General features: G+C 67.8%; 19 protein-coding genes. 13 read left to right on the plus strand and 6 right to left on the minus strand.

Translation table 11 applies throughout. From position 1 onward, the window contains the following. The first annotated feature begins 21 nt into the window (after positions 1–21). Positions 22–1,992 (plus strand): GMC family oxidoreductase, encoded by a 1,971-nt coding sequence (locus RDU83_05620; GenBank protein ID MDQ7840494.1) that lies wholly within the window; start codon positions 22–24, stop codon positions 1,990–1,992. Between the two features lie 29 nt (positions 1,993–2,021). Here RDU83_05620 and RDU83_05625 read toward each other — a convergent pair whose 3' ends face one another. Then, on the minus strand, positions 2,022–2,399 hold the full coding sequence (locus RDU83_05625) for a metallopeptidase family protein (GenBank protein MDQ7840495.1): 378 nt from the start codon (positions 2,397–2,399) through the stop codon (positions 2,022–2,024). Positions 2,400–2,512: 113 nt separating this feature from the next. Here RDU83_05625 and RDU83_05630 point away from each other — a divergent pair, with 113 nt between their 5' ends. From RDU83_05630 to RDU83_05640, 3 genes are all read left to right on the plus strand, one after another. Further along, positions 2,513–2,764: a ribbon-helix-helix protein, CopG family gene (locus RDU83_05630; protein ID MDQ7840496.1), complete on the plus strand. Its 252-nt coding sequence runs from the start codon at positions 2,513–2,515 to the stop codon at positions 2,762–2,764. After that, positions 2,761–3,180, plus strand: a complete 420-nt coding sequence (locus RDU83_05635) for a type II toxin-antitoxin system VapC family toxin (GenBank protein MDQ7840497.1) — start codon at positions 2,761–2,763, stop codon at positions 3,178–3,180. The genes RDU83_05630 and RDU83_05635 overlap by 4 nt, the downstream gene beginning before the upstream one ends. A gap of 91 nt (positions 3,181–3,271) precedes the next feature. Continuing rightward, positions 3,272–3,493, plus strand: a complete 222-nt coding sequence (locus tag RDU83_05640; GenBank protein MDQ7840498.1) for a zinc ribbon domain-containing protein — start codon at positions 3,272–3,274, stop codon at positions 3,491–3,493. A 28-nt stretch (positions 3,494–3,521) separates the two neighbouring features. On the opposite strand, the gene glpK is transcribed toward RDU83_05640, so the two are convergent. Then, positions 3,522–5,039, minus strand: coding sequence for a glycerol kinase GlpK (gene glpK / locus RDU83_05645; GenBank protein MDQ7840499.1), 1,518 nt, complete (start codon positions 5,037–5,039; stop codon positions 3,522–3,524). Beyond that, complete coding sequence (locus RDU83_05650; GenBank protein MDQ7840500.1) at positions 5,036–5,644, minus strand: DinB family protein; 609 nt, start codon at positions 5,642–5,644, stop codon at positions 5,036–5,038. The genes glpK and RDU83_05650 overlap by 4 nt, the downstream gene beginning before the upstream one ends. Before the next feature lie 114 nt (positions 5,645–5,758). Between RDU83_05650 and RDU83_05655 the strand changes: the two genes are divergently transcribed. The 6 genes from RDU83_05655 (at position 5,759) to RDU83_05680 (ending at position 11,152) form a co-directional block, all read left to right on the plus strand. Next, positions 5,759–6,511, plus strand: a complete 753-nt coding sequence (locus tag RDU83_05655) for an MBL fold metallo-hydrolase (GenBank protein MDQ7840501.1) — start codon at positions 5,759–5,761, stop codon at positions 6,509–6,511. A gap of 177 nt (positions 6,512–6,688) precedes the next feature. After that, on the plus strand, positions 6,689–6,904 hold the full coding sequence (locus RDU83_05660) for a 4Fe-4S dicluster domain-containing protein (GenBank protein MDQ7840502.1): 216 nt from the start codon (positions 6,689–6,691) through the stop codon (positions 6,902–6,904). Positions 6,905–6,908: 4 nt separating this feature from the next. Then, positions 6,909–8,006 carry a 2-oxoacid:acceptor oxidoreductase subunit alpha gene (locus tag RDU83_05665; GenBank protein MDQ7840503.1) on the plus strand — a complete coding sequence of 366 codons (1,098 nt, stop codon included), beginning with the start codon at positions 6,909–6,911 and terminating at the stop codon, positions 8,004–8,006. Positions 8,007–8,017: 11 nt separating this feature from the next. Continuing rightward, positions 8,018–8,839 carry a 2-oxoacid:ferredoxin oxidoreductase subunit beta gene (locus RDU83_05670; GenBank protein ID MDQ7840504.1) on the plus strand — a complete coding sequence of 274 codons (822 nt, stop codon included), beginning with the start codon at positions 8,018–8,020 and terminating at the stop codon, positions 8,837–8,839. Continuing rightward, positions 8,829–9,383: a 2-oxoacid:acceptor oxidoreductase family protein gene (locus RDU83_05675; protein MDQ7840505.1), complete on the plus strand. Its 555-nt coding sequence runs from the start codon at positions 8,829–8,831 to the stop codon at positions 9,381–9,383. Before RDU83_05670 ends, RDU83_05675 begins: the two co-directional genes overlap by 11 nt. Beyond that, positions 9,380–11,152, plus strand: a complete 1,773-nt coding sequence (locus RDU83_05680) for a M28 family peptidase (GenBank protein MDQ7840506.1) — start codon at positions 9,380–9,382, stop codon at positions 11,150–11,152. Before RDU83_05675 ends, RDU83_05680 begins: the two co-directional genes overlap by 4 nt. A gap of 90 nt (positions 11,153–11,242) precedes the next feature. On the opposite strand, the gene RDU83_05685 is transcribed toward RDU83_05680, so the two are convergent. The 3 genes from RDU83_05685 to RDU83_05695 all read right to left on the minus strand — a co-directional run bounded on the left by RDU83_05685 (position 11,243) and on the right by RDU83_05695 (position 15,980). Further along, a complete protein-coding gene (locus RDU83_05685; GenBank protein MDQ7840507.1) occupies positions 11,243–11,944 on the minus strand; it encodes a hypothetical protein in 702 nt (233 codons plus the stop codon). Between the two features lie 143 nt (positions 11,945–12,087). Next, complete coding sequence (locus RDU83_05690; GenBank protein ID MDQ7840508.1) at positions 12,088–14,808, minus strand: AAA family ATPase; 2,721 nt, start codon at positions 14,806–14,808, stop codon at positions 12,088–12,090. Beyond that, complete coding sequence (locus RDU83_05695) at positions 14,805–15,980, minus strand: DNA repair exonuclease (GenBank protein MDQ7840509.1); 1,176 nt, start codon at positions 15,978–15,980, stop codon at positions 14,805–14,807. The genes RDU83_05690 and RDU83_05695 overlap by 4 nt, the downstream gene beginning before the upstream one ends. Positions 15,981–16,089: 109 nt before the next feature. Here RDU83_05695 and RDU83_05700 point away from each other — a divergent pair, with 109 nt between their 5' ends. The 3 genes from RDU83_05700 to RDU83_05710 all read left to right on the plus strand — a co-directional run bounded on the left by RDU83_05700 (position 16,090) and on the right by RDU83_05710 (position 18,896). After that, the gene (locus tag RDU83_05700; protein MDQ7840510.1) at positions 16,090–17,388 is read left to right on the plus strand and encodes a trypsin-like peptidase domain-containing protein; all 1,299 of its coding nucleotides are present in this window, start codon (positions 16,090–16,092) and stop codon (positions 17,386–17,388) included. Positions 17,389–17,481: 93 nt separating this feature from the next. After that, positions 17,482–18,123: an alpha-L-rhamnosidase N-terminal domain-containing protein gene (locus tag RDU83_05705; protein MDQ7840511.1), complete on the plus strand. Its 642-nt coding sequence runs from the start codon at positions 17,482–17,484 to the stop codon at positions 18,121–18,123. Positions 18,124–18,134: 11 nt separating this feature from the next. Further along, positions 18,135–18,896: a hypothetical protein gene (locus RDU83_05710; GenBank protein ID MDQ7840512.1), complete on the plus strand. Its 762-nt coding sequence runs from the start codon at positions 18,135–18,137 to the stop codon at positions 18,894–18,896. Positions 18,897–18,960 lie beyond the last annotated feature (64 nt).

The following is an 18,960-nucleotide window of genomic DNA, read 5'->3' on the forward strand; positions in this document are numbered from 1 at the left end:
TACCCCGACTGGAGCAGGATGATGCTGACCGACGCTGAACGCCGCACCCTGCGCGCGCTGTGCGACGCCATGGTGCCGGCCCTCGCCGGGGCCGAAGACCCCCACGGATTCCTGGCGCGTCGCGGATCAGACCTCGGCCTGCCGGCGCTGATCGAGGAAGGACTGGCCGAAGCGCCGGAGCACCTGCGCGCGCAGTTTCGGCAACTCCTCAGGGTGATGGGAAGCCGTGCCGCGAACCTGATGCTGGCCGCCAGGCCACGGGGCGTGGCAGAGATGTCTGCCTCCGCGGCAGAGGCCTATCTCAGGTCGTGGGGCACCAGCCGTCTGCCGCTTCGGCGCGCGGCCTTCCAGGCCCTCAAGCAGGTCATCACCTTCCTGTTCTACGCCTCTCATCCGCTCGGAGAATCCAACCCCAACTGGCCCACCCTCGGGTTTTCCGGCCATCCTCACGTGTCGCCGGGCGCGGCCCCGCGCATCACGCCGTTGGCCGTAACCTCGGATGTCAACCTGGACACCGATGTCTGCGTAATTGGATCGGGCGCCGGCGGAAGCGTGGCCGCGGCCGAGCTGAGCCGGGCAGGTCGCCGGGTGCTGATCGTCGAGCGCGGAGGGTACTACGACCAGGGCGACTACAACGGTGACGAGTACGAGATGCTCCGGCGGCTCTCGCTGGGCAAAGGGTTGTTCGGCACCGCTGACAACGCCTTCGGGCTGCTCGCGGCGACGTGCCTGGGCGGCAGCACAGTTGTCAACTGGTGCACGAGCCTGCGGCCTCCAGGCGACGTGCTTGAAGAGTGGGAGCGCGAGCACGGGATTGACGGCGCCTCGGGCACTGAGTTCCACGCGGCGATAGACGCCGTGGAGCGTCGGTTGAACGTGAACACCCTGGAGAGCAACCACAATCCCAACAACCAGGTCCTGGCGGACGGCGCCCGGGCACTGGGATACCGTCTCGAGACGATCCCGCGCAACGTGCGGGGGTGCGATGACTGCGGCCCGTGCGTGTACGGCTGCGCGCGGGGCGCCAAGCAGGACGCGCTCGTCACACACATCAGGGATGCCTGCGAGGCAGGTGCCCGGGTGCTGGTCCGCTGCCGCGCGGAGCGCGTACTCGCCCGCTCCGGCGAGGTGACCGGGGTAGAGGCGGTCGCGACCGATCCAGCGTCTGGGAGGCAGCACCGCGTAACGATCCGCTGCAGGACCGTGGTGGTGGCCGGCGGCGCCATCTTCTCACCGGCGCTACTGCTGCGCTCAGGGCTCGGCAACGCGATGGTGGGCCGCGGGCTTCGGCTGCATCCGGTGACCGCCTGCCTGGGCGTCTACCCTCATCCGATCAGGATCTGGTCCGGAGCCGCCCAAACGGCCACCTGTACCGAGTTCACCAGGGTACGCGGGATGCACGGGTTCTGGATCGAGGCATCCCCTGGTCATCCCGGGCTGTCGGCGATGGCCCTACCCTGGGTCGGCGGGGAAGAGCACAAGCGTCAGATGGCGCGCCTGGAGCACACCGCCGCGCTGATCGTGCTCGTGCGCGACAGCGGCAGCGGCAGAGTTGACCTCACCCCCGACGGAAATCCCCTGGTGCGCTACGCGCTGAACGCGCAGGACAGGTCGCTGATGCTGCGGGGGCTGGAAGAGATGGGCAAGATCCACATGGCCGCCGGCGCACTGGAGGTGTCCAGCCTGCACACGCGGGGCGTGCGCGTGCGCAGGGACGAACCCGGCGCCGCGGCCCGCTTCGCTGATGGAGTCCGGCGCGAGGGAATCCGTCCGAACGCGCTCGCGCTGTTCAGCGCGCACCTAATGGGCGGCCTGCCGATGGGTGCGGATCCGCGCCGCGCGGCCGTGGATCCCTCAGGAGGACTTTACGGAGTGCGCAACCTGTTCGCGGCCGACGCGAGCCTCTTTCCCTCCGCGCCCGGCGTGAACCCGATGATTGCCATCATGGCGATGGCCTACCGTGTGGCGCAGCGGATCGCATCCGCCGGATAGCGCGCCGGGCCGGCCGCGGCCGTACCTGGTCAGCCGTAGCCCAGCTCGGCCAGCCGCTCCTCGTCGAACCCGAAGTAGTGCGCGATTTCGTGCACGACCGTGCGCCGGATCTCCTCGCGGATCTCGTCCTCGGTATCGCACTCTTCCTCGAGCGGCCCCTGGAAGATGGTGATAACGTCGGGCAGGGTGTAGGGCAGCATGGGACTCCGATCGGGAAGCGGCGTGCCGTGGTAGAGACCGAACAGCACGTCGTCCGGCTCCATCCCGGCGTCGGCGAGATGCTCCTCGGTCGGCCAGTCGTCCACCGTGACCTCGATGTTGTCCAGGGCGCCGCGCAGATCCGGGGGAATGCCGCGCAGGGCGTCGGCCACGAGTTGCTCGAATCGCTTCCGGCTGATGCGGATCATTTCGGTTCCCAGCATATCATGTGCATGTGCTTGACCACCCTCCCACGATTCGGATATGATTGTACGGTACTGTTGTACGGTACCGTTACGTTTGCCGTACTATCGGGGTGACTATGACAACCCGCGCAGGACGTCTGGAAGTCCGACTCCCTGATGCCACGCGCCGGCTGCTGCGCGAGGAGGCGCGCCGCCGCGGCTTCTCGGTGTCCGAACTGGTGCGGCAGGGCATCGAGATGGTCATCCGCGAGGACCGCGCAGCCCGTCTCAAGGCCGCCGCGACACTGTTCGCCGTCGGGGCACCGGTCGCCGATTGGGAAACCATGGAGGACGAGATCGAGCGCGCGCACGGGGCGGACAACCGGTGAGCCCCGTATTCCTGGATACCAACGTGCCCATGTATGCCGCCGGCACCGACCACCCCCTCCGCAGCCCGTGTCAGCGGGTGGTGCGGGCGGCCGCCGAAGGCACGCTGGACGCCGTCACCGACGCCGAGGTGTTCCAGGAGATTCTCTACCGGTACTGGGCAATCGGGCAGCGGCAGGCAGGCCTGGCGGTCTTCGACAGCTTCCACCGCATCATGCTCGGCAAGATCCTCCCGGTCGAGCAGGCCGACATCGAGCAGGCCCGAGCCCTGCTCGCGCAGCACGCCGCGCTCAGCCCGCGGGACGCCATCCATCTGGCCGTAATGGTCACGCGGGGAATCCGCGAGATCATCAGCGCCGATCTGGATTTCGACGCCGTCCCCGGCGTGCGGCGCATTGACCCCGCGACGTTCGGATGATACCCCGGGCATATTGCGGCCGGCGCCGGTGTTATATCACAATGTGTGTTGATCTCCTCAGCCAAGAGGGTTCCCGGAGGTTTGCTCTGTAATGCCGATCTATGAGTACGTGTGCAACCAGTGTGGCCAAAGGTTCGAACGGCTCGTCTGGAGCAGCACGCCCGCGGACGAGATCGTGTGTCCGTCCTGCGGTGAGAGCAACGCGCGTAAGGTGATGTCCACCTTCGGCGTCGGTCGCTCGGCCGGCGGCGGCAGCGCGATCGGTTCGTCCTGCCCGGTGGCCACGCCGGGGTGCGACACAGGCGGCGGCTGACGGCTGCGGTAGGGCGGCCGGGCGCCGCCTACGGTTCGATCCACCCCCTGGTGCGCTCCACGGCGCGCTTCCACCCGCGCAGCGCCGACTCGCGGCGGTCTTCGTCCCAGGTCGGCTCGAACGTCCGCTCCGCCTTCCAGAGGGCGCGCAGTTCTTCAGTGGATGTAAACGCGCCCGCGGCAAGGCCCGCGGCGTAGGCCGCCCCGAGCGCCGTCGTCTCGCGCACCGCGGGACGCACCACCGGCACGCCCAGGATGTCCGCCTGGAGCTGCATGAGCAGGTCGTTGCCGGTCGCCCCGCCGTCCACCTTCAGCACGCTCACCGCATGCCCGCTGTCCGCGACCATCGCGTCGAGCACCTCGCGACTCTGGAAGCAGATCGCCTCCAGCGTCGCGCGCACCAGGTGCGCCTTCGTCACGAAGCGCGTCAGCCCGACGATCGCGCCGCGCGCGCTCATGTCCCAGTGCGGCGCGAATAGGCCGGAGAACGCCGGAACGAAGTAGATCCCGCCGGCGTCTGGAACCTGCGCCGCGATCGCCTCGGTCTCAGCAGCGCTTGAGATCAGGCCCAGGTTGTCGCGCAGCCACTGGACCGCCGCACCGGTGATCGCCACCGATCCCTCCAGCGCGTAGGCCCGTCCGCCCGCCCGGGCCGCGCCCAAATCGTACGCGGCGGTGCCGAGCAGCCCGCGCGTGCTGCGCACCGGCGCCGCGCCCGCGTGCTGGAGCAGGAACGAGCCGGTCCCGTAGGTGTTCTTGGCCTCGCCGGGCGCGAAGCACGCCTGTCCAACCAGCGCGGCCTGTTGATCGCCCAGGTCGCCGCACACCGGGATCACCTCGCCGAACGGCCCATCGGCAAGTGTGCGGCCGTAGGGCTCGGCCGCGGCAGAGGGCCGGATCGCGGCCAGGACGCCATCGGGGATACCGAAGCGGCCCAGGAGCACCGGATCCCAACTCAGATCGTCGAGGCCGCACAATAGCGTGCGAGAGGCGTTGGTGGGATCGGTCACGTGCGCGCCTCCCAACGGGCCGCCGGTCAGGTTCCAGATCACCCAGGTATCAACCGTACCGAGGCGGAGATGCCCTGCCGCGGCCAGATCCCGCGCCTCGGGCACGTTCGCCATCAGCCATCGGATCTTCGTCGCCGAGAAGTACGTGCTGATGGGCAGCCCGGTGCGGGCACGCACGTCGTCATCCCACCCGGCAGCGATCAGCGCTCGGCAGTCGGGCTCTGTCCGGGTGTCCTGCCAGACGATCGCGTTGTGGACAGGACGGCCGGTGCGCGCGTCCCATGCAACCACTGTCTCGCGCTGGTTCGTGATCCCCACCGCCAGGATACGCCCGCGCGGCGCTGCGGCGACCGCCTCGCGCACCACCTCCTGCGTGCGCGCCCATATCTCCAGCGCATCGTGCTCTACCCAGCCGGGCTGCGGATAGATCTGCCGGTGCTCTCTATAGGCTGCGGCGACCGCGCAACCGCTCAGGTTGAAGAGGATGCAGCGTGTGCCGGTGGTACCCTGATCAACCGCGGCAAGGTACTCGTTCATCTCTCGCTCCTGTGCACGAGCTTCCTCACCCACCTGGCGTGGCCCAGGTGGAAGTTGCTGTGCCCGACGACCGCCCAGTAGAGGAGCCACGCCCTGGACTTCCCTTTCCACAGATCAACCAGCCTGGTTGCGTTCGGCCTGAAAGCGCCCCCGGAGGCGGCCTGGTCCACCCTGAGGGGGTCCACGACGCCGTCCAGCGCCTCGGGCGCGAGGCCCCCCACGGTCTCCCGCGTCCGCCGGCCGACCGCGGTGCGGTACTGACGGAGACCGGACAGGTCCACTGCGTCGCTGAACTCACCGACCTCGTCAGGAGTCATCCCGGTGCCGACGTCCCGCTCGGCCACGTTGAGACGCGGGTAGAAGCCGCCCTCGAACAGCACCTGCGGGCGGCCTGCCAGGACGACACTGACGGTCACGTCTTCGATCCGGGTGATGTGCCAGAGCAGCCAGGCAATCGAGTTGAACCCGTGCGGCCTGATCCGAAGCTGCTCATCGCTCAACCCTCGCACCGCGAACACCTCGAGGGACATCCCGCCCTCGCCATCCGCCACCTCCGGCAGATGTACGAGCGCGTGTTCCCGCAGAAAGAACTGCAGCGCGTCCATGACTTCCCCCTTGAGGCGCCAGCCGGCCCCGCCTCCTTGACTCATACCGGCTGGGCGGGGAATTCTCCTGTATCGGGCGCGGTTGAGTAGTAGAGAACCCGGAGGTGGGGCAGCGTGAAGATCGTGCGCTTGGCACTGCTCCTTGCAATGATCACCGTGCTGATGGCGTCTCCGACCGCGACGACGCAGGAAGCACCGGTTGGGATCCGGTACTTCGGGCAATCGTTCTTCCTGATCACATCCGGAGCTCTGCGCATCGCGATTGACCCCTTCGGCGACATCGGATATCCCTTTCCCCCGGTTGAAGGCGACGTGGTGCTGGTCACGCACGAGCACCGGGATCACAACAATGTCGGCCTGGTAGGCGGCGCGCGCAGGATCCTGCGCGGGCTCACCGAGGGTGGGCGGGACTGGGTTAAGATCTACGAACGCATCGAAGGGACGCTCTTCTACACCGTGCCCTCGTTCCACGACGACGTGTTCGGGGCTGCCCGTGGCCTGAACGCGATCTTCGTTATCGAGACGGGTGGCTTCCGAGTCGCACACCTCGGCGATCTTGGGCAGCCTTTCCTGAGCGAAGGGGTGCTGCGCGCGATAGGGCGGGTGGACATCCTGATGATTCCGGTCGGGGGGGCGCCGTTCACGATCGGAGCGCGCGAGGCCACACACGTCGTGGAGCAGATCAGGCCCAGGATTGTCATCCCGATGCACTACAGGACCGCGGTCAGGCCCGACTGGCCCGGGACGGATGAGCGGCCGTTCCTGGAAGGGAAACCGAACGTCCGGCGGCTGGGTAGTAACATGCTGACCGTCGCGCACGACCAGCTTCCGGCCACGACGCAGATCGTGGTAATGAACTGGCGCTAGCCGCCGGGAGTCCGGCCAGCACCACCCCGGATCGCGCTGCCCCACGCCGCTGACCGCACCCTGGATGCCGGACTCCCATGAGGAATCCGGTCATCCACCGATGCCGCAGGACTTCCCCAGTCCGTACATTGAATGGTAGAAGCAGCCAACCGAACGAACCGAACGGGAGACAGCCGCATGGCGCAGAAGAAGGCGGGCGCGATCAGGATTGACGAGGCCTGGTGCAAGCGGTGTGATATCTGCATCGCGTTCTGCCCGCGGGACGTCCTGGCGGCAGGTGACGGCGGGATTCCCCGGGTCGTCAATCTCCCGGCGTGCACGCTCTGCATGCTCTGCGTGTTGCGGTGCCCCGACTTCGCGGTCGAGGTCATCGAGGACAAGGAGGTCGCATAAGGCGATGTCGCAGCCGCGACTCATGCAGGGTAACGAAGCCTGCGTGGAAGGGGCACTGGAGGCGGGGCTGCAGTTCTTCGCCGGGTATCCGATCACGCCGTCCACCGAGATCGCCGAGTTGCTGGCCGACCGACTGCCCCGGGTCGGAGGCTTCTTCATCCAGATGGAGGACGAGATCGCGAGCATGGCCGCGGTGATCGGCGCGTCGCTGGCAGGGATGCGGGCGATGACGGCCACTTCGGGGCCCGGCTTTTCGCTCAAGCAGGAGAACCTGGGCTACGCGGCCATCACCGAAACGCCCTGCGTGGTGGTGAACGTCCAGCGGGTGGGTCCCTCCACCGGGATGCCGACCTCACCGGCGCAGGGCGACGTGATGCAGGCCCGTTGGGGAACCCACGGCGACCACCCCGTGGTGGTGCTTACACCCTCGTCCGTCCTGGAAACGTACACGCTCACCGCGAAGGCCTTCGCGATCGCCGACGAGCTGCGCGTACCTGTGATCCTGCTTACCGACGAGATCACAGGCCACATGCGTGAGCGGGTGTTGCTCCCCGATCCTGGGACCATTCCGAGATCCCGGCGCCCCCGGGCGGGCCAGGCGCCCCCGGACATCCCACCCATGGAGCACTTCGGGGAAGGTCGCAGGGTGATGGTTACCGGGCTGTACCACGATTCCACCGGCTTCTGGACCGAGAGTCGAGAGGAAGCCGACCGGCTGGTAAGGCGGCTGGCCGGCAAGGTGGAGAGCCGGCGGGAGCAGTTGACCATGGTTGACCGCTGGCATCTGGACGACGCGCAGGTCGTGGTGGTGGCTTACGGATGCGTGGCCCGTTCGGCCCAACGGGCAGTGCACCTGGCCCGCGAGCGGGGCCACCGCGTGGGCATGCTGCGTCTCTCATGCCTATGGCCCTTCCCCCGCCACGAGATCGAGGCGATCGCCGAACGGGTGGACCGCATCGTAGTCCCCGAGATGAACCTCGGCCAGATGGTGGGCGAGGTGGAACGGGCCGCCTGCGGCCGCTGCAAAGTGATCGGGTACAACCGCGTGGACACAGAACTCATCCGGCCCGAGGAACTGCTCCCTGTGCTGGAGGGGGTGTAGAGTTGGAGGAGATGCGCTTCCTGCGCCGCGAGAACCTACCGCACATCTGGTGCGTAGGTTGCGGCCACGGGATCGTCCTGGGCGCGGTCGCCCGGGCCATGGAGAAGGCCGGCGTGGACCAAGACCGCACGGTGGTGGTCTCCGGCATCGGCTGCTCGTCCCGTGCGGTGGGATACCTGAGCATGGATGCCCTGCACACAACCCACGGCCGTGCCCTGGCTTTTGCCACCGGTATCAAGCTGGCCCGCCCCGACCTACGGGTGGTGGTGCTGGCCGGAGACGGCGATCTCGCCGCCATCGGCGGCAACCATCTGATCCACGCCGCCCGGCGCAACATCGGGATCACCACCGTGTGCTTCAACAACGGTATCTACGGTATGACGAGCGGCCAGTACTCGCCGCTGACTCCGGCGGGCTATCGCACGACCACCTCACCCTTCGGGCACCTCGAGCGCGACTTTGACCTGTGCCGTCTCGTGCAGGCCGCCGGGGCCACATACGTCGCCCGCAGCACGGCCTATCACGTGCACCAGACCATCACCTACATAACGCGCGCCCTGAACCACGACGGGTTCTCCTTCGTGGAGGTGTTCTCGCCGTGCCCGACCTACTTCGGGCGGTTCAACCGCATGGCCGATCCCGTCAAGATGATGCAGTGGCTGCACGATGGCACGGTGCAGGCAGGGCAGGCCGCCAGGATGACCCCGGAAGAACTACGAGGCCGCGTGGTCATCGGCGAGTTCCACCGGACCCAAGAGGTGCCCGAGTACGCCCGATCATATCGTGAGATGATCGCCCGCCTGGCCGAAGGTGGTGACCACGGTGCAGGGTAAGCGCTGGGAGGCCACTCTGGCAGGGTCCGGAGGCCAGGGCCTCATCACGGCCGGGATCATCCTGGCCGAGGCAGCGGTACTGGCCGGTCTCAACACGGTGCAGACCCAGTCGTACGGCCCGGAGTCCCGGGGCGGCGCGACCCGCGCGGAAGTGGTGATCGCCGACGGCGAGATAGACTACCCGAAGGTCACCAACCCCGATGTCCTACTGGTGCTGACCTCCGAGGCCTACCGGCGGTACGGGAGCCGGCTCAAGGAGGGCGGGCTGCTGATAGCCGATCAGGATCTGGCGGGTGAGGTCCCCTCCGGGCCCTACCGGATCTTGCGGGTGCCCATTACCCGTATTGCCAGGGAGGAACTGGGGCGCGAGATCGTCGCCAACATAGTGGCATTGGGCGTGCTGGTGGCGTTGACGCAGGCGGTACCCATGGAGGCACTGGAGCAGGCCGTGTTGGGCCGGGTTCCGAAGGGCACAGAGGAACTGAACCAGCGCGCGCTGAGGTGTGGCGAGGCGGCAGGGATGCAGGAAGCGCGCAACGCATGAGCACGGTCGGCACCTGGCGTAACGATACCGACGAGCAGTTGCTGGTAGGCGAGGTATCGCTGGACGAACCGTGGTCGCTAATCGAAACATACGCCGGCCTCGTCCGCGAATCCGGCACGAAGCAGGAGAAGCGGGCCTTCGCCTACCTGAGCAGGCGTCTCAAAAAGCACGGTGTGCCCCACACGATCCACACACCGACGCTGCTGATCAGCGTGCCCCGGCGTGCCCGCCTGGAGATCCTGGCGCCCGAGCGCCGTCTGTTGACCGCCAAGACGCCGTCAATGTCACTGTCCACCGGCGGCCGGTGGAAGCGCGGGCAGGTCGTCTACGTCTCCACCCAGCACATGGGCGACATCCGTGGGCTTTTCGAGGGCGTTGGAAGGGAGATGCCCGAGATCGCCGGCAAGATCGTCCTGACCGAGGGCTACGCCTCACCGGGCAAAGTGGCCGACTTCACGAAGGCGGGCGCGATCGGCGCCATATTCATCAGCCCTGGAGAGCGCATCCACGAGGGCATCTGCACCACGATATGGGGATCGCCCGACCTGGACTCGATCGAGCGCAAGCCCTCCATCCCGGTCGTCTGCGTGAGCAAGAGCGACGGCGGCCGGCTGCGCGACCTGGCGCGCCACGGCGGCGTCAAGGCGCGGCTCTCGACGAAGCTGGACGAGGGTTGGGTCGAGTGTCCGGTGTGCGTGGCCGAGATCCCGGGCCGGGAGGCGCCCGAGGAGTTCGTGCTCGTGCACGGCCATGTGGACGGCTGGCACCAGGGTATAGGCGACAACGCCACGGGCGACGCCACGATGCTGGAACTCGCGCGCATCCTCTGGAAGCACCGTAACCGGCTGGAGCGCACCGTGCGCATAGCCTGGTGGTCCGGCCACTCACAGGGCCGCTATGCCGGCTCGGTCTGGTACGCCGACGCCTTCGGGCTGGACCTCGACGCGCACTGCATCGCGCACATCAACTGCGACTCGACCGGCTGCCGTTGGGCCACGGTGTACGAGGACGTGTTCTGGATGAGCGAAGCCGAGGGCATCGGGAAGGCGGTCATCAAGGACGTGACAGGACTCGAGGCCGCCGGCGGCAGGCCGCTGCGCGCAGGAGACTGCTCGTTCTCGAACATCGGGGTCTCGACCTTCTACATGCTGTCATCCAAGATGCCCAGGCCGCTTATGGAGGAAAAGGGATACTATCCCGTAGGCGGATGTGGCGGCAACATCGCCTGGCACACCGAGGATGACACCCTGGAGATCGCCGATCGCGACAACCTGCTGCGGGACACGAAGGTGTACCTGGTGGCCGCGTACCGGGCGGCCAATGCCACGCTACACCCGCTCGACTTCCGCGCGCTCGCCGACGAGATGGCCGGCACGTTGCGGACCTACCACGACGCGACCGGCGGCGCGTTCGACCTCAGTCTGCCGCAGGCCGAGGCGCAGGGACTGCGCGCCGACCTCGACCGCTGGTACCTCGACCACGCGGGCCTGGGCGGTCGGCCGGCATCCGATCCCGCGGTGCGCGCGGCCAACGCCACGCTGCGGAAGCTCGCGCGTGTCCTTGTGCGGATCAACTACACCCGCGCAGGCCGCTTCAGACACGATCCGGCCGTGGACGTGCCGCCCCTGCCCGACCTGGCCCCGGCGAAGACACTGAAGGACCTGGCCCCGGGCAGCGACCGCTACCACGTGACCCTGACGCACCTGGTCCGCGGCCGCAACCGCGTCACCGCGGCGCTGCGCGACGCGCGGGCCCTGCTCGCCTCGTGAACGCTGCAACGGCTCCGTGAACGCATGAAGGCGGCGAGCCGGGGGATTCTCCCCCGGCTCGCCGCGCCACCTGCAAACTCCGCTCTTCTCCTACGGCATGGTTAAGTTCAGCCCGACGTACCAGCCGCCCCACCGGACGCCGCAGGGCGAACCTAAGCAGACCGACGGATCGTGGCTCCAGGAGATCCCCCGGTAACCGCCTTCAAGCCCCCACGCACCGAACGTGCGGCCGAGCCCGACGTTCCAGTCCATGACCCGGGCGTTGAACGTGCCGGTGCTTTCGTATGCGAAGGACTCCGTGGCCTGGCCGAACGGCCCGTAGGCGGCGCTGCCGGTCAGGTACCACTGGTCACGCACGTTGACTTTGGCGTCAACCCCGAGGCGGAAGCCTGACTGGCGGATGTATGCAGCAGGGGGACCAAAGTTAGGCCACTCGAATGCCGCTGATCCCCAACCTGCGAACAAGCTGAATACCCCGCGTTCTGAGGTGAAGTTCCGGTGCAAGTTGAAGTTCCAGAACCGGTTGAACTGACCGGGAGTAGCCCATACGGTGTTGAACGCCCCTGTATCATAGTTCAAGCTGGCCGCCCACTCGCCTCCCATCAGGGTGCGGCGCAGCGAGAACCCGGTGAGGTTCGAACTGAAGACAATTGTAGATGGGCTGGCGATGTCCCAGGCGCTGTTCGGAGACGACCAGTACCGCAACTGAATCCACGTCTGGGCCGAAGCAGGAGCACTGGCGGCCATCACCAGGACCGCAACCACCGCCAGCGCGACGAGTGATCTACGCATGCAACACCTCCAGATGATGTACTTGGTATTGTGCGCGGGCGGCGGTGTCCGAGTTGTCCGCCGGGCCGTGCCACTCCACCTGCTATCCCCCATCAATTCGCAATAGACCGCCAGATTCCTGCGCCCCTGGGGGCTGTCCTCCCTCAGCGGGTAGCGTTGCCGCGAAGAATCGCTTCCAGATCAAAGAACCGCGCCCCATCCAGTCCCCTGTATCGCTCCGGATGACAGGTCAGCACAAGCACCTGCAGCCGCTCGGCGGCTTCCTCGATGATGGACAGGACCCGCGCCAGGCGCCCGGCGTCTGTTGCCGTCAGCACATCATCGAGCACAACAAGCTGACGCTCGTTCTTCGCGAGCACACCGGCCAGCGCGAGGCGCGTGGCCAAGTGGATCTGCTCCTTCTCGCCTCCGGAGAGGGAGTCGAGCGGCACGGGTGAGTCCGAGATCTCGGGGCGGACACCGGCAGGCTCAAACGCCTCTCCGAGCTGTACGCGACCCAACCCGCCGCCCGCGATGCGCTGAAGATAGCGGGTCGCAACTGCCTCCACCGGGCCGGCGACCTCTGACAGGGCTTCGGCTCTACACCGGGCCACGGTGTCGTGGAGCAGGAGAACGGCATTCGCGCGCAGCGCCTCCCTTGCGATCTCGTCCTCCAGGCGCGCGACTTCCTCTTCGGCGCGGGCCAGCTCCGAGTACGGCCCGCCACCCGAAAGGTGTTGAAGCCGGCCCTCCTCGCTCTTCTCCTCTTCAAGGGCCCTGGTGGCCTCGTCCCCAGCGCCCTTCAGTTGCCTTTCGAGCATTTCCGCGGCTTCACCCGGGTCGCCGCCGAAAGCATCCACCTTTGCCGCGACCTCGGCCAACCCTGCGTTGGCCGCTTCCCAGGCCAACGCGGCCCGCCTCAAATCGGCCTCACGCTCGTCGTCTTGCTTCCCGTCGGCCGTGAGCTCAGCCAGCCTGGCCTGCAGCTCATCGGCCTGCCGATCGCCTTCGGTCGCACGGACCCCGGCCGCATCGAGCCGCTTTCGCGCCGCCGCCAGGGCTGTCTGCGCCGATTGCCATGCGACCTCTCCCTCCCTCACTCCCGCAACAAACGAACGCTCGATCCCCTCTGCCGAGGCCCGCAGAGCCACGGCATCCGGTCGGGAGTCTCGCCAGGCGGGCCGACGCGCCAGGATCGCCTCCACCTCGGCCGTGACCCGCGTCGGTTCGGCTTGAATATCTCCTAGAGAACGCCCCGACAGCAGCGTCTCAAGCTGGACCGTCGCTTCAACCGCCTTCTTGTCCAGATCTCTTGCCTTCTCACGAAGAGACTCCAGCTCATCCGGATCCGAGGTGCCATACCCCCGCGTCAGCTCCTCGACCTTGCGCGCGGCGGCAGACCAAACCTGGCGGAGCTCGGCGGCAGACCCGGCGGGTCCTCTCGCCCGCAGCCGCGCCACACCCGGCAGATTGACGACGACCTCGGGCGTGCCTCTGACCACGAAGGGCCTGCCCGGCGCGAGGGCCCGCACCCCGGTCTCCTCGCCGGCGACGACCTCGATCTCACCTTGCTCCTGAGGCACGATCTCAAGGGTGATCAGCGCTGCGTCAAGGCGGGCGCGGGCGTCGTCGCGCGCACGGACGGCCCTTCGGATGGCCCGCATCGTCCTGTCATCAGGGGACACCTGCGCCGCGCGCTCTCTCTTCCGTTCGTCGAGCGAGGCGGCGGCCTCGCCGATGCGGGCCAGGAGCAACCCCGCGGCCCTGACTTTCTCGCTGGCTTCGAGGTAGCGCCCGGCATCCTCCGCCTCACGCCGTGCTTCCTCTACCTGCTCGCGCCCTCTGCGCGCGTCCTCCAGTTCGCTCTCGGCCTTTGCCGCGGCCACCTCGCGTTCGCTTACCTCGCGGGCCAGCAGCGGCAGTTCTGCCTGCACCCGCTGCAGCGCCTCCTGGATTCGCCCTAGGTCATCGCTGGCGACCTTGATGTGGCCTATCTCCTGCTTGAGCGCGCTGTGCGTGGCTTCCGCGGCCTTGACCTGCTCCTCCCGCACCTGCTTCTTCCCGAGCAGGTTCCGGTAGGCCTCCGCCTGCCTGCGGACCTCGCCCAGCGTCCTCGACATCTCTTCCTCATCACGCCTTGCCTGCCTGCGCTTGGTTCTCAGATCCTCGACTCTGCGGCTGGCCTGTTCGAAGAGCTGGTACTGTTCGAGCGCATTCGTCCGCGCCGTGCTGGCCTGCACCAACCGGTCTCGCAACCGAGCAAGCGGCGACGCATCCTTCCCTCTCTTGAGCTGGCCGCCGGGCGTGTAGATTGCCAGGTAGGCCTCCTCGATCGCGCTCTCCAACGGACCGCTGCCCGGTCCGGAAACCTGCGCGCCGAGGGACTCTCGAATGGCGGCGACCACATCGCCGGAAAGGCCCGGGAGCGCCAGTTCTCCCTGCGGCGCCCACAGCACCTGGGCGAGGCCGCGGTTCTCAGGCCGCGCCAGGCCGCGGCCGGGAGGATTGCGCGTCAGGATCTCCCGTACCCGATCGTCGGCCGCGTCACCCTCAGCCAGGCGCACGAACCTATCCTGCTCTCGACGCTCCAGCTCGGCGATGGGCCGATCCAGGAATCGCTTGGTCAGCCGGTATTCGGTGCCATCGTGCGCAAACTCCACCGTGACCGCGGGAGTCAGGGAGCGACCCCATGGGCGCAGCGCTTCCACATCTCTGCCTGTCACGCGATGCCCATCGAGGAGCCCGCGCAGCAGGGCCTCAAACAGTGTGGACTTACCGGTGGCGTTGGGCGCGAACAGCACGTTGAGCCCGTCGCCAAACGGTCCGACCTCCACGGCCTCCGCATAGCAGCGCCAGCCCGCCACGCGAAGCGTCCGGAGAATCACCGTCGAGCCTCGCCGGCTCCGGCCGCAGAGACAAGGGCATAGAGCTCGAGGAGGGCGCGGGAGGCGATCTCGGGCGACGCCCCCTCAGGCCGCACCCCCTGGTAGGCCGGATCGGCCAGCTCCTGGAGCCGCTCCGCAGCATCCCGCACCACGCCCGCGGGCAGGCCGGCCGTCCAGCTCGCATCGCCCGGGAATGGTCGAAGCCTGGAGGCGTCCACGCGGCCGTGCAGGAAGCGCGACGCGAGAATCTGCTCAAGGCGCAGCAGCTCGTCTCGATCCGCCGCGGCGAGAAGGCCGCTGACGCGCACCTCCAGCAAGGTCGCCGCGGCATCCCCCAGCGCCTCGACCCCTGCTCGAAGGCGCGACAGGTCACCGGGCTCGCGTAGTTCCCCTTCGATCACCGTCCAGGTGAGACGGCCCGTGCGCACGGGTGTAACCACCGGCGCCGCCCCGGCCTCCGCGATCTCCACGATCAGCGCGTTCCCGCTGTCGCGCTCTCCAAACCCGGTCGTCTCGTGGGTACCGGAATAGGCCATACGGACCGCACCATCGGGTAGCGCGTACTGTGCGGTGGAGTGCCAGTGGCCGAGAGCCAGGTAGTCGAGCCCTGCGCGCTCGGCGGCGTTGCGCGCGATGGGATAGTCGGGCTCTTCCTGAAGGATTCCCTCCACGGTGCCATGCGCCAGGCCGATGCGAATGCCGTTCGACTGACGCGGCCCGCTCGACTCACGAGGCTCGCGCGGCTCACGCGGCGGAATCCAGGCGGTGGGATCCTTGCCGGAGTGCTTGGCGCGGATGGGGCATGGGAACAGAACGCCCCCGGGGATATCCACGGGCTTCTCTTCGGCCAGCAGTTGCACGTGTCCGGCCGTCCAGACCGGATGCTCCCACACTGAGCCCGGCACCAACGGGTCGTGGTTGCCGGGGATGACGTAGACCGGACCCGCGAAGTCGGCCAGGATGTCGGCCACCTTCTGCACCAGGACGCGGTCTACACCGTTGTCCTCAAAGACGTCGCCCGCGATCAGAATGAACTCAGCGGCGGCGGCACGGGCCTCCCCAACCACCCGCCGGGCGGCGTCCAGGCGCTCCTCGCGCACGCGGGCCGCGGACTCGCCCACATGCGCGGCCCGCATGCCTATCTGCCAGTCGGCCGTGTGAAGGAACTTCATGGTATCCTCTTGTTGTTGTTTCGCTGATGGTACGCCCACCGCCTGCACGGCGATCGCACAGGTATGTACGGCAGCCGGAGTAGTCTGGAGGATAGTGGGGAATGATAGAATGCAGATGATGCGTCGGGTTCAGGTGGCAGTAGCGGTCCTCCTCTGCGTCGCCGTCGGGCTCGTCATAGGCCCTGTGCCCGCAACACACGCCCAGCTCGAGGAGTTGATCACCAACGCCAAGCCCGCCGTGGTGGTCGTCATCGCATCGAGAGCGCCCGGGAAGAGCGGGCACGGATCAGGGTTCATCTTTCATCCCTCCGGCTTCGTCTTGACCAACCACCATGTCGTTGAGGGCGCAACCGAGATCACGGTCCTGCTGCCAGACCGGCGGAGGTTTCGGGCCACGGTAGTGGACTACATCCGCCGCGTGGACTTCGCGTGCCCGCCACGAGTGGAAACCTGGATTGACGCGGCGATCCTTAAGATCGAGGGTGAGGGCTTCCCCGTCCTCCCACTGGGCGATTCGGACACACTGCGCCAGGGACAGGAGATCCTGGTCATGGGGTATCCCGGCGGCGTCGGGATAGACGAGGTCAGCGTGACGCGCGGCATCGTGGGAGCCGTGCGTGTGGGCTGGCTCCAGACCGACGCGGTAATGCTGCCGGGCAACAGCGGGGGCCCGGTGCTGGACCGCAGCGGGCGCGTCGTCGGGCTGGCCACGTTCGGAACGGGTATGTTCCTGCGGATCGGTGGCATCGTCCCCATCAAGAGCATCCGCGGCATGGTGGACGCGGCGCCGACGCCGGGCGCGGCCCGTGTCCAGGAGATCAGGGTCACGGGGCGCGAGTACGCCGGCCCTGTGGTGGTTGGGCGGCGGCTCACATATCGAAGCGCCCCCACCGGCCCTTCCGAACAGATCCGCGAGGTGACCCAGGTGACGAACCTGGCCGGCGCGTTGGTGTACACCGTGCGAAGGACTGGCGGCGGCGAGGCACAAAACTACCTGGGAGCGGATGGGCTGTTCACACTGGCCCTCGCCGGTGGGACCTCGCGGGTCACCTACCCCGAGCCTCTCCAGTGGCTGCCCTTCCCGCCCTGCCCGGGTGTCACGTGGAGCAGTCGGTGGCGCGAGGAGCAGACGGACGGGACGATCCGGCGGGTGGAGGTGGCCTCGAAGATCGATGGCGCCGGCGAGACGGTCACGGTGCCGGCCGGCGCCTTTGCGCAGACGCTCAAGATCGTCGAGACCTTCATCATCACCGAAACCCGGGGCGGTCGCACTTCGTCGTTCCGCAACATCAACACGGAATGGTGGGCGCCCGGGGTGGGCCTCGTCCGCGCGATCGAGGAAGCCACGGCGGGCGCAGGACGGTGGACAATGGAGCTGATCTCTCACTTCGTGCCGAGCCCGCCGTAGCGGCTGCGTCGGGATGAGACCGCGGCCTCGAAGCCTGTCTAGATTCGGGAGCCCTTGGGCACAAGTGCTGCACAACCCCGGGAGGTGTCCGACATGATCCGTCCACCCGTCGCGACGTATCGCGCGTGGTCCTGGCCGGTGCTTGTCGCGCTGTTCGTCGCGCTCGCCGTCCCTGCGCACGTTTCCGCGTTCTCCGTGAACACGTGCCCAAACCTGGGGCCGGTGGGGCAGTGCGTTCGCGTGCTCTCGGACGAGGGGTGGCAGCCTTGGAGCACCGGCATCCCGACCCAGCGCCTGGTGACGCGGCCGGCCACGAGCCCACCGTGGGGATCGGTGATCCCCGGCACGACCGCCCGCTGGGTTTACGCCAACGACTTCAACACAGGACCCGCGCGTGATCCGCGCCAGTGGTCCCACCGGCGGTTCGAGCGGGTCCTGGGGCCCGGCACCCCGCGGTACAACGTAGAGCGCGCGATCATCCGCATCACGGCCGATAACGGGTATGTCCTCTTCGTAAACGGGAGAAGGATCGGCTGGACCTTTGATGACGTTAACAAGGAGTTCCTGCCCTCGGCGGACTGGCGCCGGTACCAGACCTACGACGTGACCAGCGCGCTCATCAGCCAGGGGTCCAACGTCATCATGGTGGATGTCTACGACTACGGGGTCGCCGCCGGCTTCCTCCTCGACGGCGAGATCTGGTGTCAGACGGGCAAGACCTGCTCGGCGAACTGACAGATGTCTTGATGAACCGCCTCGCAAGGCAGGGCGTCCTGGCGGCGGTCGTTCTCCTGCTGGCAGCCCCGCCGGGCCTCTCCCAGACGGTCACCGCTGCGGGTATCCGATCGATCGAGATCTCATTCCGCTGGGAGGGCGCGGGGCCATCCTTCCGGCGCGCGGACACGCGGGTCATCACCAGGAGAGATAAGGCATTCCTCAGGGACGGGGTCTCCATCGGGAGGCAGCCTGTCGAGCGCCTGGTCAGGAGCCTCGTGGGCCTGGTCCCGGTCCTCGGCCTGTACACCTGTCAGGACCATGCGGACGACTACCCCGAGTACGATGTGCGGATCGTCCTGGACGGCGGTCGCGTGATCAAGGCGCGGTCCACCTCCAACTGCCCCGAGATGGTGCCCTGGAACATCACCGCCGGTCGGAAGCTCTACGCCTCCTACAACCCCGAGCTTGCCCGCGCAGTCTATGAGCTGCACGGCCGGAATCCGGGACCGGCCTTTCCCTCCCAGGGGCCCCGGCCGGAATCCAACCGGACCTCGCGCGATGAGGTGACCCAGCAGACGCTCTTCCGCGCCCTCGAATCAGAGATGCACAGGCTGCTGGCGGTCAATCGGCCCGCAGCCCAAGTGGACCTCCACACCGTCCACCTGGTAGAGGCCCTCAGATGGATGGACGCCCCTGGCCTGAAGGCCTGGCTACGGGCGCTGGAGCGTCGATCCAGCGCGCCTGCCTCGGTGCGCCGGTACGCAGCCCACCTGCTGGAGCGGTTGCCCTAAGCTCCCCTGGGAGGAGAGCGATTCCCACCCCTGAACGGCCAGGGCAAGGTCGTGGGAATCCTGG

This window comes from bacterium, assembly GCA_031082185.1.
Taxonomy (GTDB): domain Bacteria; phylum Sysuimicrobiota; class Sysuimicrobiia; order Sysuimicrobiales; family Humicultoraceae; genus VGFA01.

Excerpts from the sequence above, each read along its gene's own strand:
- RDU83_05620 (MDQ7840494.1), top strand. The coding sequence starts at position 22 with ATGCTGACCGACGCTGAACGCCGCACCCTGCGCGCGCTGTGCGACGCC.
- RDU83_05625 (MDQ7840495.1), bottom strand. The coding sequence starts at position 2,399 with ATGATCCGCATCAGCCGGAAGCGATTCGAGCAACTCGTGGCCGACGCC.
- RDU83_05630 (MDQ7840496.1), top strand. The coding sequence starts at position 2,513 with ATGACAACCCGCGCAGGACGTCTGGAAGTCCGACTCCCTGATGCCACG.
- RDU83_05640 (MDQ7840498.1), top strand. The coding sequence starts at position 3,272 with ATGCCGATCTATGAGTACGTGTGCAACCAGTGTGGCCAAAGGTTCGAA.
- glpK (MDQ7840499.1), bottom strand. The coding sequence starts at position 5,039 with ATGAACGAGTACCTTGCCGCGGTTGATCAGGGTACCACCGGCACACGC.
- RDU83_05650 (MDQ7840500.1), bottom strand. The coding sequence starts at position 5,644 with ATGGACGCGCTGCAGTTCTTTCTGCGGGAACACGCGCTCGTACATCTG.
- RDU83_05660 (MDQ7840502.1), top strand. The coding sequence starts at position 6,689 with ATGGCGCAGAAGAAGGCGGGCGCGATCAGGATTGACGAGGCCTGGTGC.
- RDU83_05665 (MDQ7840503.1), top strand. The coding sequence starts at position 6,909 with ATGTCGCAGCCGCGACTCATGCAGGGTAACGAAGCCTGCGTGGAAGGG.
- RDU83_05670 (MDQ7840504.1), top strand. The coding sequence starts at position 8,018 with ATGCGCTTCCTGCGCCGCGAGAACCTACCGCACATCTGGTGCGTAGGT.
- RDU83_05680 (MDQ7840506.1), top strand. The coding sequence starts at position 9,380 with ATGAGCACGGTCGGCACCTGGCGTAACGATACCGACGAGCAGTTGCTG.
- RDU83_05685 (MDQ7840507.1), bottom strand. The coding sequence starts at position 11,944 with ATGCGTAGATCACTCGTCGCGCTGGCGGTGGTTGCGGTCCTGGTGATG.
- RDU83_05695 (MDQ7840509.1), bottom strand. The coding sequence starts at position 15,980 with ATGAAGTTCCTTCACACGGCCGACTGGCAGATAGGCATGCGGGCCGCG.
- RDU83_05700 (MDQ7840510.1), top strand. The coding sequence starts at position 16,090 with ATGCAGATGATGCGTCGGGTTCAGGTGGCAGTAGCGGTCCTCCTCTGC.
- RDU83_05705 (MDQ7840511.1), top strand. The coding sequence starts at position 17,482 with ATGATCCGTCCACCCGTCGCGACGTATCGCGCGTGGTCCTGGCCGGTG.
- RDU83_05710 (MDQ7840512.1), top strand. The coding sequence starts at position 18,135 with ATGAACCGCCTCGCAAGGCAGGGCGTCCTGGCGGCGGTCGTTCTCCTG.